Below are 13,746 nucleotides of genomic sequence, written 5' to 3' on the forward strand. Positions count from 1 at the left end.
GCCTGCCGGCTCACCAGGAACGCGGCCGCCGCGCCGTACAGCGGCACCGCCGCGATCGCGGCGGCGGCGGACCACCGGACCGCGAGGCCGAGTGCGAGGCCGAGTGCGGCGGTGAGCAGGACGGCGAGTCCGGCAGAGGAATCCCCTGCCTGCGGGAGGTCATGGTTCACGCGGGTCCCATCGGCAGGCGCCGGCCGTTCATTAGCGGAATCGCTGTGCCGGTCGTCACCCGGTGCGCCGGGCGGCACGGCTATCTCTCGTTGACCTCCGTCAGCGGCAGCGGCCGGTCGAGGTTGGCCGGGGCGTTCCACTTCTGCAGCTCGGAGCGGTCGCAGACGGCCACCTTGACCTTGCTGGTGCCGTCGGTGTGCGTGTCGGGGTTCGGCACCGTGAGGTCGGTCGGGACCAGGCAGTTGCCGTAGCCGTCCATGATGCGGTAGCCGGTGGCGTAGTCGCCGGTGTCGCCGAACACGGTCCAGCGCAGCTCGATCGGGAGGGTCCCGGTGGCGGCGCAGGAGGTCAGCCGCACGTACTGGCCCGCGGCGGTGGAGCCGGGGCTGCGCAGGCAGTATCCGGTCCCGCCGTCGGCGACGGTGCGGATGCGGCCGGTGGTCCCGGTGGCGCTGGCCGCGGGGATCGACCACTTCTGGTTCCAGCGGATGCTGCCGTTGGGCACGTGCTTGCAGAACCAGACGATCAGATAGGTGGGGTTGGTCTGGAAGCCGGTGACGTCGACGCACCGGCTGAACTGCTCGTAGTTGACGATCTGCCCGGTGGCGGGCCCCGCCATGCCGGTGCCGACGCCGGTCTGGGGCCGGAAGACCTGCCGGTTGGCGGTGGTGCCGCACGTGCCGAGGGTGACGTAGCTGCCCGGCAGACCGGGGCTGCTCAGGTTGAAGCAGTAGGAGTTCAGGGTCGCGCCGTCACTGGTGCCCTGGAAGTTGGAGTTGTCGTTGAGGCTCCACTGCTGCCGCGGGATGCGCGTCGGCTGGCAGGGCTGGAACACCACGTAGGCTCCGGTCGCCTGGGACGACGGCGTGTCCAGGCACATGCCCAGCGTGGCGGTCGAGCTCTCGGAGTCCACCAGCTTGAGGAACAGATCCTGGGTGTAGGCGAACCGCTGCTGGCCGGCGCCGGGCTGGCACTTCTGCATCTGCAGCCGGGTGCCGGCCAGGACCGGCTCGGCGAGACCGGCGTCCATGCAAAGGGGGTCGGCGCCGTTGGCCTGGGCGAGCCGGATCTGCCCGCCGACGATGTTGGCGTTGGTGGTCTGGAAGGAGTACGTGGCCTCGATGCTCCTGGTGCCCGGGGTCCCTTCGTCGAAGGCGCCGTCCGGGCCGTCGATACCGGTGGAGGTCAGCAGCGCGCGGTCCGGCACGTCCGTCGGGACGCAGCCGAGCTCGTTGTCGTCGACGTCCAGGTAGGCGATCTCCACGCGGTAGCGCGGCGGGCGCAGCGAGGCGTCCGGGGAGAGGCTGCCCGCCATCTCGCAGGAGGGCAGCTGCTCCAGCAGGCCTTCGCGCGTGCCGTCCGAGGCCGCGGCCTTCGAGGCCGCACGGATCTGCCCGAGCGCGGTGTCGATACCGGCCTGGGCGGCGTGCAGCGCGCGGGTGCGCTCCATGGTGGCGCGGGTGGAGCTGATCTGGTTGAGCACCACCGGGACCAGCAGCGCGCTCAGCGAGACGGCGACCAGGGTGATCAGCAGGGCCATCGGCAGCGAACCCCGGTCACCGTCTCCGCGGTGCGCCGCGGCGGAGACGAGGCTCCGCCTCCGCGGCTCCGGTACGGATGTCATGATCACGGTCTCCCTTCGCTGCAGATGTTGTCGTCGGGTGTCTTGCGGGACGTGTTGAGGGCGGTGAACGCGACGTCGAGGTTCGCGGTGCCGGTCCTGTCCCCGCCGCCCGCCCGGGTGGTCAGGCGGATCCGCAGCCGCTGGTAGTCGGGGGCGAACCCGGGACCGGCGGCGCTCGCGCCGGAGGCGTCGTAGGTGAGGGATCCGGCCTTCTGCCGCTGGAAGGGCGGGTTCAGCGCCAGGTCGTCCGCCACGACGTACGACGCCAGCGTCTGACCGGCCGCCCCCGGTGCGGGCGGTGAGCCGGGCGTCCAGCGGAGCAGCTGCAGGACGCCCCGGCCCGTGTCCAGCCGGAGCTGCCTGCACTCCGGCGCGCCGGCCTGCGGGGCCGTCCCGTCCGTCTTCGGGGCCGTCCCGGCGAACTCGACGTACCAGGCGCCGCCGTCCCGGCCGGGTTCGCCGATCCAGGACGCGTAGCGGATCTCCTTGTCCAGCCGCTGGAAGGCGGTGTGCAGCTGGGACTGCGCGGTCGAGACCGCCTCCACCGTGCCGGTGACGCGGTAGACCTGGACGATCCCGGCGGTGACCATGGCCATCAGCACGCCCATGATGGCCATGGCCACCAGGACCTCGACCAGCGAGATCCCGGCGTCCCCCCGGGACCCGGCGGTCCCGGTGAGCCTTCCGGCTCCGGCGGTCCCGGCGGGCCTCCCGGACCTGGCGGTCCCGGGGTTCCCACCGGTCCCGGCGGACCGCCGGGACCGGAGCGTGCCCGTCACCATCGCACGTTCCAGTTGAGGTTCAGCGTCTTGGTGGCGCCGGAGCCGTCCCGCACCGTCAGCGTGACGGCGTGGTCGCCCACGCTGTACGGCCTGCCGCTGATCTTCGACCCGGAGAGGGTGAGGCCCGCCGGCAGCCCGCTCGCCTGCCAGGTGTAGCCGCCGGTTCCACCCGTCGCCTTGAGGTTGAGCGAGGTGTTCTTGTTGTAGCGGCTGCTCAGGTTGGGAGCGTCGGGGTTCGGAGTCGTGATCCGCAGGGTGCTCACGTTCCTGGTCAGCACGGTCCAGGTGAACGTCTGCGAGACGCTGTCGCCCGCGCTGTCGGCCACGCGGACCGTGACGTTGTACTGGCCGGCCTGCTGCACGGTGCCGGAGATCTCACCTGTCCTGGTGTCGATCGACAGCCCGGTGGGCAGGTTCTGCGCGCTCCACGTGTACGGCTCGGTGCCGCCGTCCGCGGCGAGGTCGAATCCGGACACGGATTCGCCGACGTAGTCCGACTGCGGCTGCGGGGCTTCCAGCTCCAGGGTGAGGATCTTCCAGGTGAACGTCTCCGAGTCGGTCTTCCCTCCTTGGTCGGTGATCTTCACGGTCACGGTCTCCGTCTGGTAGGTCGTCGGGGTGCCGGAGATGACACCGGTCGAGGTGTTGATGGACAGGCCCTTGGGCAGCCCGGTCGCCGACCAGGTCAGCGCGGGCCAGCCGCCGGTCGCGGTCAGCGGCAGCGAGACCGCCGTGTCGGCCCGGGTGGTCCGGTCCGCGATAGCGGCCAGCTGCGGGAGGTTGTAGACGGTCCAGGTGAACCGGGCGTCGTCGGCGTCGCCCTGGCGGTCGGTGACGGTGGCCGTCACCGTGTACGTCCCGGCCGCCGTCGGGGTGCCGCTGATCAGGCCGCCGGGCGAGATGCTCATGCCCGCGGGCAGCCCGGTCGCCGACCAGGTCAGCGGGAGCCGTCCACCGGTCGCGGTGAGCTGGAGCTTCGCCTCGGCGCCGCGGTAGCCGTACTGGGCGGGCGGGGTGCTCGCGTTGGGCGGCGGGCGGTTGATGTTGAACAGCGCGTCGGGCTCGGGGCTGACGAGGGTCGTGGTGACGTAGACGCACTGCGTGTCCACGCAGTTCTTGTCCGACCACGTCACCGCGGCCACGACGCGGAAGAACGGCACGTCGGCGCTGGCGGGGTCGGGGTCGGGGGCGGTGGGGTCGTCGCAGACGCGCTCGGTCGCGGAGGCGGTCGTCAGTGCCTGCTGCCGGCAGCGGCCGACGTACCAGTGCTGGGCGTAGTCCAGCCCGCCGACCGAGACGGTGCGGGGGTCGGTCGGCAGCGGCGCGTTCGCACCGGAATTGGAGTCGGCGGCCAGCAGCGGGTCCCACGCCAGGGCCATGGTCTGCAGGTGGGGGCGGACGTCGGCGGGCGCGGCGGCCCACTGCGCCGTCGACCTGACCTGGCCGCGGCCGGCGAGCAGCGCCGAGCCGTCGAGCGCGCGCACCCGCTCGACGGCGTCGTCGGCGATCTGCGCGGCGATCTGCTCGCCGCGCCGCTGGCCGGTGAAGGACAGCGAGTTGGCGAAGAAGACGGTGAGCGAGGCCATGAGGGTGCCGACCAGCGCGATGGCGACCAGCACCTCGATCATGGTGAAGCCGGCCTCGCCGGATACGGCGGCGCGGCCCCGACCGGTGGCGTGGGACCTCACCGCGGCCTACTTCCCGGTCTCCGGAGCGACGAAGATCTTCAGATTGAGCATGAGGCCCGCCTTCTCCTCGGTCGTTCCACTACCTCCGGAGAGCACCGCGTTGTCGACCAGTACGGCCCGGGGCTGCACCTGCAGTAGCCGACGGAGGAAGTCCTCCAGCTCGGGGACGGCGGGACCGTCGACCGTCACGGAGACGGGGAGCGCTTTCAGCTGGGCCTTGTTGGATTTGGCGGCCGTGCTGGTTGTGCCGGTCGTGCTGGTTGTGCCGGTTTTGCTGGCTGTACCGTTTGTGGCGGTTTTGTTGGTCGTACTAGTCGTGCTGGTCTTGACCTCCGAGGCGGCGCCGACACTTATGCCGGTGACGAGCACGCCCGCGGCGTCTCCCGCCTGCTGCAGCTGCTTGAGGAACTCCTCCGAGCGCACCGTCGTGGGCAGCGCCTTGCGGACCGTGGCCAGCTCGGTCCGGTAGCGGGACATGTCGGCGTTCTGCGCGCGCAGCTCCGAGAGCCTGCTGCGCAGGGTCATGCTCTGCACCTGCACGCTCTCGACCTGCTCCCGCAGGAGGGCGGTCTTGGCGTGCTGCGGGCCGAGGAGAGCGAACCAGCCGGCGGCGAGCAGGACGGCGGCGGCGAGGACGCCGCCGATCATCCAGAGCCTGTCCGTGCGTCCGGTGAGCATCAGTTCCCCTCCTTCTTCGCGGCCTCGGCGTTCTGCGTGCCGGTGGTCTTCGCGGGCTTCGCGGTCTTTGCGGGTGTGGCGGTCTTCGGGGTGGAGGAGTAGCGTCCGCCGCGGGCGCTCTCGGTGATGTCGACGTTCACGGTGAACTCCACGCCGCCCTCCTCCTGCTCGCGCGCGTCGCGGAGCAGCGGGTTGCCCAGGCCGCGCACCTTCTGCAGCGCGGTGACGTAGTCGGTCACGGCCTGCTTGTCGGTGCCGGAGCCGGTGATGGTGAGGGCTCCGACGAGCTGTTCGCCGGAGTCGCCGGTGTCCGCCTCGCTGGTGCCGGTGAGCCTGCCGGTGACACCCCTGACCGTCACGTTCTCCGGCGCCGCCTTCCGGACGGAGGAGAACACGACGGACCACTGCAGGTCGTCGGCGAGCAGCGTGGTGAGCTGGGTCCTGATCGTCTCGATGTCCGCACGGACCTTGACGAGCTCGGAGAACTCGCTCTGGCGCGCGGTCGTGCGCTTCAGGTCGGCCTCGGCCGTGGCGACGTCGGCCTCGGCCGACGTCGTCTCTAGGTTGGCCAGGCCGTACCAGGCGCCGATCAGCAGGCCGATCAGGAGCAGGACGGCCAGCACGATGCGGCGCACCAGGTGGGCCCGCCGCCTGATCTCGATCTCCGGCGGCAGCAGGTCGGCCCTGATGGCGAGCATCCGGAACGGGTTCTGGACCGGTGCCTCGGGCTGCGCGGGCTGCCCGGGCTGCTCAGGCGGCGTGACGTCGGTCGTGGTGGTGGTCATCAGGCTGCCGCTCCCAGGGCGAGACCGATCGAGACCGCGGCGGACGAGCGGAACCGGTCGAGGCTGTCACGGGTGCCACCGCGGTCCCGGCGGGTCCGGACGGTGGGGTCGGCGAGCGTCACGTCGATGCCGAACTGGGTGTTCAGGGATTCGACCAGGCCGGGCATCATGGCGCCGCCGCCGGAGACGGTCATCCGGGTGACCCGGACCGACCGGTCACCGGAGCCGAGGTAGGCGAACGAGTTGCGGATCTCGTTGATCAGGGGCCGGGCGGCGTCGCGGACCACCTCGGCGGTGCCGGCGTCCTGGTCGGACTGGAGGCCGACGGTGCACTTGAGCTCCTCGGCACGGTGCGCGTCGACGGACAGGCGGGTGGCGACGGCCTCGGTGATCTCGGCTCCGCCGCGGGGGATGGTCCGGACGATCAGCGGCACGCCGTCGTTGTGCACGACGACGCTCGTCGTGCGGGCGCCGATGTCGACGAGGGCCTCCACCTGGGAGTCCAGGCGCGAGGCGGCGCGCAGCAGCGCGAACGAGGCCAGGTCCACCCGGACGGGGTGCAGCCGGGCGCCCTCGACGGCGTGCACGGCGGTGGCGACGGCCTCCTTCGGGGCGGCGATCAGCAGCCCGCGCACCGTCTCCTGCTGGCCGGGGTCCTCCAGGGGGAAGAAGTCGAGCAGCGAGCGCTCGACCGGGAGCGGCAGCGCGTCGCGCACCTGGAACGGCAGGGAGCGGCGCATCTCCTTGGGCGGCAGGTTGTTGACGGTCATCTCGCGGACGACCACCTGGGGGTTGGTGACGCCGAGCACGACCCGGCGGGTGCGGAACTTCCGCTCCGACCAGAGCCGCTTCAGCTCGGCGGTGACCAGCTTGGCGTCCTGGATGACCCCGCCCTGGACGGCGCCCGGCGGCAGCAGCGCGAACCCGAAGTTCGTGATGGCCGGGCCGTCCTTGCCGCGGGTGGTCTCCACCGCGCGGATCGAGGTCGAACCGATGTCCAGTCCGATGGGGTTGACGGCGGCCATCAGGCGCTCCTCGTCGTGGAAAAGGGGGAGGTGGTCAGACGGAGGCGGGGAGGAGGAGGCCGGCGTACCAGGCGGCCACCGGTCCGGCGGCGAACAGGGCGAGCAGGGCGCCGGCGAGCATGGCGGGACCGAACGGCACGGCGGTCTTGCGGCCGGCCTTCCCGGTGGCCAGCAGCACGCCTCCGGCGAGCCCGCCGAGCAGGAAGGCGGCGAAGGTGCCGACGATGACCGCGCTCCAGCCCAGCCAGCCGAGGTAGAGGCCGAGCAGCCCGGCGAGTTTCACGTCGCCGAAGCCCATGCCTCCCGGGTAGATCCAGGCGAGCGCGAAGTAGAAGGCGTACAGGGCGGCCATCGCGGCCAGGCCCCGCAGGGCGGGCGTCCAGCCGGCTCCGGTGAGGACCGCAGGGAGCAGCAGCAGGGCACCGACCGCGTACGACGGCTTGACGATCGCGTCGGGCAGCCGCTGCACATCGATGTCGATCATGGTGAGGGCCACCGCGACCGCCGTCAGGTACAGGTAGGCCGGCAGTTCCGGCACCGGCCCGAACCGGGCGGTCACCGCGGCGAACAGCACGGCGGTGGCCAGTTCGACCAGCGGGTAGCGGACGCTGATCGGCTCCCGGCAGCCGGCGCACCGGCCGCGCAGCGCGAGCCAGCTCAGCACCGGCACGTTCTGCCAGGGCCGGATCTCGGCCCGGCAGTTCGGGCAGTGTGAGCCGGGCCGCACCAGCGACTCGGCCCGCGGCACCCGGTGGATCACCACGTTGAGGAAGGAGCCGATCACGAGACCGAGCAGTCCCGCCAGGGCGAGCATGAGGGCGTCCATCGACCGGCTCCTTTCCACGTGGGTGTCGCAACAGGATTCGGGTCAGGCGACCCGGGTTTCGGAGATTCAGGTCACGTGACCCGGGACCAGAGGCCCGGGCCATGTTTCCCGAGGGTTCGAGCAGAGAGGATCAGTGGGGCGGCCTGCTGCGGGCCGGCCACCCCACCGGGCGGAGGTCAGGGGGTGACCGTGCAGTCCACCAGGTTCACCGACCCGGTGGCCTCCTTGACCGAGCCACCATCCGTGTTCTTGTACACGTACTGGGCGCCCGAGCCGCCGCCGACGGCCTCGGAGCAGAGGGTGTACTCACCCGGGGTGGTGGAGACGTAGGTCAGCGTGACGCCGTCGGAGGCGGTCACGTTCTGGACCTTGGGGTTGTTGATCGCAGTGGTGGTGAGCGGCAGGACCCTGTCGGTGGCGGTCGCCTCGACGGACGCCGGGCCCTCCGGGTAGTTGTTCTTGTTCGTCGCGTAGAACGCCTCGACGGCGGTGATGGCGTTGCGCACGTCGGCCTGAGCGGACTTGTCGGCCGAGCCCCTCTGGTAGTTCGAGTAGACCGGGATGGCGATGGCCACCAGAACGCCGATGATCACGACGACCACCAGCAGCTCGATGAGGGTGAAGCCGCGGTCGTTGTTCGCGCGCTTCTCCAGCATCCGGCGGAGCGTTTCCTTCATGGTTCGAGCCTCCTGCGACTCTTTCGGGGGTGTTGATGGCTTCCGGCGGTCGCCGGTGCCGGGCCGGTCGGGTGACCGGACTTTCTTCCGTGGTGTCCACGGAAAGTTCTGAGGGGGTCGAGCTCGGCCGGACCCCGTGGGGTCCCGCCCGGCCGCTAGCCCTGGATGTTCTCGTAGATCGTGAACATCGGCAGGTAGAGGCAGAGGACCATTCCGCCGACCGCGACGCCCATGAAGATGACCATGAGCGGTTCGATCGCCGCGGTCAGGGACTCCGCTGCCGTGTCAACCTCTCGGTCATAGAAATCGGCAACCTTGTCGAGCATCTGACTAATTTGGCCGGATTCTTCGCCGACCTCGATCATCTGCGTGACCATGCGGGGGAAGACCGGGTGCCGGCCGAGGTGCGCGGACATGGGCAGGCCGTCGCGCACGGCGGTCTGCAGGTCCTTCATGGCGTTGGTGATGACCAGGTTGCCGGTGGTGGCGCCCACGACCTCGAGCGCCTGCATCACCGGCACGCCCACGCCGAGCAGCGTGCCGAAGTTGCGGGCGAACCGGCTGACCGCGATCTTCGTGAACAGCGGCCCGAAGACCGGGATGCGCAGCTTGAACCGGTCGTACGCCAGCCGGAACGACGGACTCTTCTCCAGTTGCTTGCGGAAGAGCGTGACCCCGCCGATGACCAGCCCGACGAAGAGCGGTCCCGACCAGACCAGGCTGTGGCTGGCGGTGACGAGGATCTGCGTCGGCAGCGGCAGCTCCCCGCCGAACTGGGCGAACATGTTCTCGAAGACCGGGACGATGAACATGAGGACCGCGCCGACGAGCACCGCGGTGAAGATCAGGACGATGATCGGATACGTCATCGCACTCTTGATCTTGCCGCGGAGGGCGGCGTCCTTCTCGAAGTTGACCGCCATGCGCTCCATGGCGCCGTCGAGGAAGCCGCCGGCCTCGCCGGCCCGCACCATGGCGACCATGAGCTCCGGGAAGACCTTGGGATGCTTGGCCAGCGCGCCCGAGAGCGACACGCCGCCCTCGATGTCCAGCCGCACCTCGTGGATCGCCTTCTTCAGCGGCGCCTTCTCGACCTGGTCCTCCAGCACCGCGAGCGAGCGCAGCAGCGACATGCCCGAGGCGGTCATGGTCGCGAACTGGCGGGCGAAGACCGCCAGGTCCTTGAGGGTGGTCCGGCCGCCGAAGCCGGGGATCGTGATCTCCTGCCGGAGCTTCGAGTCGCCGTCCACGACCGACACGGGGACGAGGCCCTGCTGGCGCAGCTGCTGGACCGCGGCGGCCTGGTTGGCCGCCTCGATCTTGCCCTTCTTGTGCTTGCCGGCATGGTCGACGGTCCGGTACTCGAAGGTCTTGGTCGCCGACATGGTCATGGCCTCCCGACGAAGCGCCTGAACTCGTCCGGTGAGTGGCAGACGTCCATCGCCTGCTCGAAGCTGACGACCCCCGACTGGACCCGCTCGGTCAGGTGCCGGTCGAAGGCGAGCATGCCGTCGGCGGCCCCGGACTGCATGAAGGACGGGATCTGGTGGCTCTTGCCCTCGCGGATCAGGTTGCGGATGGCCGGGGTGGCGACCAGGATCTCCGCGACGACCGTACGGCCGAAGCCGTCCATCCGCGGGACCAGGGCCTGCGTGACGACGCCCTGCAGCGCCGTGGACAGCTGCGAGCGGACCTGCTGCTGCTGGTGCGGCGGGAAGATGTCGATGACGCGGTCGATCGTCTGCGCGGCGCTCTGCGTGTGCAGGGTGGCGAAGACCAGGTGGCCGGTCTCGGCGGCGGACAGCGCGGTGGAGGTCGTCTCCAGGTCGCGCAGCTCGCCGACGAGGATGATGTCCGGGTCCTGGCGCAGCGCGTGCTTGAGCGCCTGGGAGAACGACTCGGTGTCCGCGCCGACCTCCCGCTGGTTGACGATGCAGCGCTTGTGCTGGTGGAGGTACTCGATCGGGTCCTCGATGGTGATGATGTGGCCCGAGCGGGTGCTGTTGGCCAGGTCGATCATCGCGGCGAGGGTGGAGGTCTTGCCCGAGCCGGTGGGGCCCGTCACCAGGACCAGCCCGCGGGGCAGGCCGGCGAACCGGCCCACCTGCTCCGGCACGCCCAGCTCGTCCAGCGGCCTGATCGTGTGCGGGACCGCCCGGAAGACCGCGCCGTACGAGCCGCGCTGCCGGTAGAGGTTGCAGCGGAACCGGGACACGCCCTCGATGCTGTAGGCGACGTCGAGCTCCTGGCACCGCTCGAAGTGGTGCCACTGGTCGTCGATGACCGCCGCGCGCAGCAGCCGCATCGTGTCGCCCGGGGTGAGGCGGTCGTACCCCGGCAGGTGCTGCATCCGGCCGTCCACCCGGATGGTGGGCGGGACCCCCGCCGTCACGTGCAGGTCCGAGCCGCCGTGCTGGACGAGGGCGACGAGTATCGCGTCGAGGGACTTGCGCGCGAGGCGCTCTTCCTCGCGCTGGTCGAATGTGTGCAGTGGCTCCATCGGATGCCTCCTTGCTGTGTCGGTGGTGGGGGTTCGGGTCCGGTGGTGTGCCGGGGGTCAGATCGCGACCCGCAGGACCTCCTGGATCGAGGTCTGGCCGTCGGCCGCCTTGAGCAGGCCGTCCATGCGCAGCGAGCGCATGCCCTGGGCCTCGGCGACCCTCTGCACCTCGTGCGAGGAGGCGCGCTGGATGGTGAGGCCCTCGATCTCCGGGGACATCGGCATGACCTCGTGCAGCGCGATCCGGCCGCGGTAGCCGGTGTTGGCGCAGGAGCGGCAGCCGGTCGGCCGCCAGAGCCGGTCGGGCGGGGGCACCTCGCCGAGCGGCCACCGGGCGGCGAGCAGTTCGGCCTCGCCGGGCACGTACTCCTGCTTGCACCAGTCGCACAGCCGCCGCGCGAGCCGCTGCGCCAGCACGCAGTCGACCGACGAGCCGACGAGGAAGGGCTCGATGCCCATCTCGGTCAGTCGCACGACCGCGCTGGGGGCGTCGTTGGTGTGCAGGGTGGCCAGCACGAGGTGACCGGTGAGGGCGGCCTCGACGGCGAACTGGGCGGTGGTCCGGTCGCGGATCTCACCGATCAGCACGACGTCGGGGTCCGAGCGCAGGATCGCCGGGAGCACCGCGGCGAAGGTCAGCCCGGCCTTGGTGTCGACCTGCACCTGGTTGATGCCGGGCAGCCGGTACTCGACCGGGTCCTCGACGGTGATGATGTTGACGGTGGGCTTGCTGATCGTGGTGAGCGTCGCGTAGAGCGTGGTCGACTTGCCGGAGCCGGTCGGACCCGTCACCAGCACCATGCCGTGCGGCTTGGCGAACGAGGCGGCGAAGCGCTGGTGGTTGTCCTCGGTGAAGCCGAGGCCGTCGAGCTTGAGGTTGATGCTGCCGGTGTCGAGGACCCGCAGCACGATCTTCTCGCCCCACACCGTCGGCAGGGTGGCGGTGCGCAGGTCGACCTTGCGGCCGTTGACCATGACGGTGATGCGGCCGTTCTGCGGGACCCGGCGCTCGGTGATGTCGACGTTCGACATGATCTTCAACCGGGAGGTGAGGGCCGACTGCACGTGCTTGGGCACGGTGTCGATCTCGTGCAGCACGCCGTCGATGCGGTAGCGCACCCGCATGTCGTGCTCGGTCGGCTCCAGGTGCAGGTCCGAGGCGCGGTTCTGGATGGCCTGGTCCAGCAGCGAGTTGACGTACCGGACGATCGGCGCGTCCTCCTCGACGGAGTTCAGGTTCGAGACCGTCTCCGTCTGCTGCTCGGCGCGGAGCGTGTCGGCGATGTCGCCGAGGTCGTTCTCCTCACGCTTGAGCCGGTCGATGACGCGGCGCAGCTCGCTGCGGGCCACCACGACGGGGCGGACCATCAGGCCGGTCGCCGCGCGCACGTCGTCGAGCGCCACGATGTCGCCCGGGTCGGTGATGCCGACGGTGATCTCGTTGTCGTCCAGCGAGAGTCCCAGGACGCGGTGCCGGAGCACCAGCGGGAGCGGGATCTTGGCCACCGCGAGGGGGTCGATGGGGAAGCCGACCAGGTCGACGCTCTTGATGCCGTACGCGGTCGCGGACGCCTCGGTGAGCTGGACCTCGGTGACGACGTGGTCGTTGATGAGCACGGCGCGCAGGGACCGCCCCGTGCGCTCGGCCTCCTCGGTCGCCTTCTGCAGGGCCTGCGGGTTCACCCCCTGCTGCTTCAAGGCGTCGAGCAGCGGTGAGAATATCTGGTTCATGTCACCTCTCGAAAACCACCCGTGGACGGACGCGGAACATCCGCTACGGACACCACATCGGCGGTGCGGGGCGGCATCTGAGTGACTTCCGCGAGGACTCGCGGCCGGGTGTATGCGGCGGCGGGGGCCGGGTAGGGCTCCCGTGACGTGCGCGGGCGGCCTGGGAGAGGCGCCGGCGGGGGGTGGAACGTGATGTTCGTCGATCGTCGTGATGCGGGGACGCGTCTGGCCGAGCGGTTGCGGGGGAGTCTCGAGGGCGCGGACACGGTCGTGGTGGGGCTGCCGAGAGGCGGCGTCCCGGTGGCCTTCGAGGTGGCGCGGGTGCTCGGCGCGCCGCTGGACGTGATCGTGGTGCGCAAGCTCGGCGTGCCGGTCCAGCCGGAGCTGGGGTTCGGCGCGATCGGGGAGGGCGGTGTGCGCGTCGTCAACGACGACGTGGTCCGGGCGGCCCATGTCACGCCCGGGAAGATGTCCGAGGTGGAGGCGCGCGAGCGGACCGAGCTGGAGCGCCGGGCCCGCCGGTTCCGCGGAGACCGCCCCGCGGCGGACCTCCGGGGGCGCACCGTGGTCGTGGTGGACGACGGGATCGCGACGGGGGGCACCGCCCGCGCGGCCTGCCTGGTCGCCCGGGCGCACGGCGCCTCACGGGTGGTGCTGGCCACCCCCGTCGGGGCGCCGGAGGCGGTCGAGAGCCTGCGCGAGGTCGCCGACGAGGTGGTGTGCCTGCTCGCCCCCGACGACCTGTTCGCCATCGGCGCCTGGTACGCCGACTTCGAGCAGACCGCCGACGCCCAGGTGGTCGAACTCCTCCAGCGGGCCGCCTCCATGCACGCCGCGTCCTCCGGTACGGCCTGGCCGGGGAGAGATGCGGCCGAGGCGGGCGGAACCGGGGGCCGCGGCTCCGCCTTCACCGCGGAGGTCCAGGCGGACGCCGGGGACGTCCGGCTGCCCGGCCGGCTCGCCGTACCGGACGGGGCCGCCGGGACGGTGGTCTTCGTGCACGGCAGCGGGAGCGGCCGGCACAGCCCGCGCAACCGCCAGGTCGCCACCGCGCTCTACCGCGCCGGCCTGGCCGTGCTCCTGTTCGACCTGCTCACCCCGGACGAGGAGCTCGACCGCGACAACGTCTTCGACGTGCCCCTGCTGGCCGGCCGGCTCGACCGGGTCACCGGCTGGCTGCGCGGGCACCGGGCGGTCCGGGGCCTCCCGGTCGCCTGACTTCGGGGCCAGCACCGGGGCCGGCCGCCGGCGCTCTGGGC

The 13,746-nt window shown here is 71.2% G+C and carries 12 protein-coding genes; 1 reads left to right on the forward strand and 11 read right to left on the reverse strand.

Going from position 1 to position 13,746, the window contains the following annotated elements; genetic code table 11:
* Positions 1-250: 250 nt before the first annotated feature.
* The 11 genes from ACWJ6R_RS16840 to ACWJ6R_RS16890 form a co-directional block, all read right to left on the reverse strand.
* Complete coding sequence (locus ACWJ6R_RS16840; RefSeq protein ID WP_449063122.1) at positions 251-1,795, reverse strand: RICIN domain-containing protein; 1,545 nt, start codon at positions 1,793-1,795, stop codon at positions 251-253.
* Positions 1,796-1,797: 2 nt separating this feature from the next.
* Entirely contained in the window at positions 1,798-2,574 is a 777-nt protein-coding gene (locus ACWJ6R_RS16845) for a PulJ/GspJ family protein (protein ID WP_449063123.1), read from the reverse strand.
* The gene (locus tag ACWJ6R_RS16850) at positions 2,571-4,265 is read right to left on the reverse strand and encodes a putative Ig domain-containing protein (RefSeq protein WP_449063124.1); all 1,695 of its coding nucleotides are present in this window, start codon (positions 4,263-4,265) and stop codon (positions 2,571-2,573) included. Before ACWJ6R_RS16850 ends, ACWJ6R_RS16845 begins: the two co-directional genes overlap by 4 nt.
* Before the next feature lie 6 nt (positions 4,266-4,271).
* Complete coding sequence (locus tag ACWJ6R_RS16855) at positions 4,272-4,943, reverse strand: hypothetical protein (RefSeq protein WP_449063125.1); 672 nt, start codon at positions 4,941-4,943, stop codon at positions 4,272-4,274.
* Positions 4,943-5,728 carry a PilN domain-containing protein gene (locus tag ACWJ6R_RS16860; protein WP_449063126.1) on the reverse strand — a complete coding sequence of 262 codons (786 nt, stop codon included), beginning with the start codon at positions 5,726-5,728 and terminating at the stop codon, positions 4,943-4,945. Before ACWJ6R_RS16860 ends, ACWJ6R_RS16855 begins: the two co-directional genes overlap by 1 nt.
* The gene (pilM, locus tag ACWJ6R_RS16865) at positions 5,728-6,753 is read right to left on the reverse strand and encodes a type IV pilus assembly protein PilM (protein WP_449063127.1); all 1,026 of its coding nucleotides are present in this window, start codon (positions 6,751-6,753) and stop codon (positions 5,728-5,730) included. Before pilM ends, ACWJ6R_RS16860 begins: the two co-directional genes overlap by 1 nt.
* A 34-nt stretch (positions 6,754-6,787) precedes the next feature.
* Positions 6,788-7,579, reverse strand: coding sequence for a prepilin peptidase (locus ACWJ6R_RS16870; protein ID WP_449063128.1), 792 nt, complete (start codon positions 7,577-7,579; stop codon positions 6,788-6,790).
* 176 nt (positions 7,580-7,755) lie between these two features.
* Positions 7,756-8,256 (reverse strand): type IV pilin protein, encoded by a 501-nt coding sequence (locus ACWJ6R_RS16875; RefSeq protein WP_449063129.1) that lies wholly within the window; start codon positions 8,254-8,256, stop codon positions 7,756-7,758.
* Positions 8,257-8,411: 155 nt separating this feature from the next.
* Positions 8,412-9,641 (reverse strand): type II secretion system F family protein, encoded by a 1,230-nt coding sequence (locus ACWJ6R_RS16880; RefSeq protein WP_449063130.1) that lies wholly within the window; start codon positions 9,639-9,641, stop codon positions 8,412-8,414.
* Positions 9,642-9,643: 2 nt separating this feature from the next.
* Positions 9,644-10,756 (reverse strand): type IV pilus twitching motility protein PilT, encoded by a 1,113-nt coding sequence (locus tag ACWJ6R_RS16885; RefSeq protein WP_449063131.1) that lies wholly within the window; start codon positions 10,754-10,756, stop codon positions 9,644-9,646.
* Positions 10,757-10,813: 57 nt separating this feature from the next.
* Positions 10,814-12,487, reverse strand: a complete 1,674-nt coding sequence (locus ACWJ6R_RS16890; protein WP_449063132.1) for a GspE/PulE family protein — start codon at positions 12,485-12,487, stop codon at positions 10,814-10,816.
* 192 nt (positions 12,488-12,679) lie between these two features.
* Between ACWJ6R_RS16890 and ACWJ6R_RS16895 the strand changes: the two genes are divergently transcribed.
* Entirely contained in the window at positions 12,680-13,705 is a 1,026-nt protein-coding gene (locus tag ACWJ6R_RS16895) for a phosphoribosyltransferase family protein (protein WP_449063133.1), read from the forward strand.
* Positions 13,706-13,746 lie beyond the last annotated feature (41 nt).

The organism is Planomonospora algeriensis, from assembly GCF_977012225.1.

Excerpts from the sequence above, each read along its gene's own strand:
- ACWJ6R_RS16840 (WP_449063122.1), bottom strand. The coding sequence starts at position 1,795 with ATGACATCCGTACCGGAGCCGCGGAGGCGGAGCCTCGTCTCCGCCGCG.
- ACWJ6R_RS16855 (WP_449063125.1), bottom strand. The coding sequence starts at position 4,943 with ATGCTCACCGGACGCACGGACAGGCTCTGGATGATCGGCGGCGTCCTC.
- ACWJ6R_RS16860 (WP_449063126.1), bottom strand. The coding sequence starts at position 5,728 with ATGACCACCACCACGACCGACGTCACGCCGCCTGAGCAGCCCGGGCAG.
- pilM (WP_449063127.1), bottom strand. The coding sequence starts at position 6,753 with ATGGCCGCCGTCAACCCCATCGGACTGGACATCGGTTCGACCTCGATC.
- ACWJ6R_RS16870 (WP_449063128.1), bottom strand. The coding sequence starts at position 7,579 with ATGGACGCCCTCATGCTCGCCCTGGCGGGACTGCTCGGTCTCGTGATC.
- ACWJ6R_RS16875 (WP_449063129.1), bottom strand. The coding sequence starts at position 8,256 with ATGAAGGAAACGCTCCGCCGGATGCTGGAGAAGCGCGCGAACAACGAC.
- ACWJ6R_RS16880 (WP_449063130.1), bottom strand. The coding sequence starts at position 9,641 with ATGTCGGCGACCAAGACCTTCGAGTACCGGACCGTCGACCATGCCGGC.
- ACWJ6R_RS16885 (WP_449063131.1), bottom strand. The coding sequence starts at position 10,756 with ATGGAGCCACTGCACACATTCGACCAGCGCGAGGAAGAGCGCCTCGCG.
- ACWJ6R_RS16890 (WP_449063132.1), bottom strand. The coding sequence starts at position 12,487 with ATGAACCAGATATTCTCACCGCTGCTCGACGCCTTGAAGCAGCAGGGG.
- ACWJ6R_RS16895 (WP_449063133.1), top strand. The coding sequence starts at position 12,680 with ATGTTCGTCGATCGTCGTGATGCGGGGACGCGTCTGGCCGAGCGGTTG.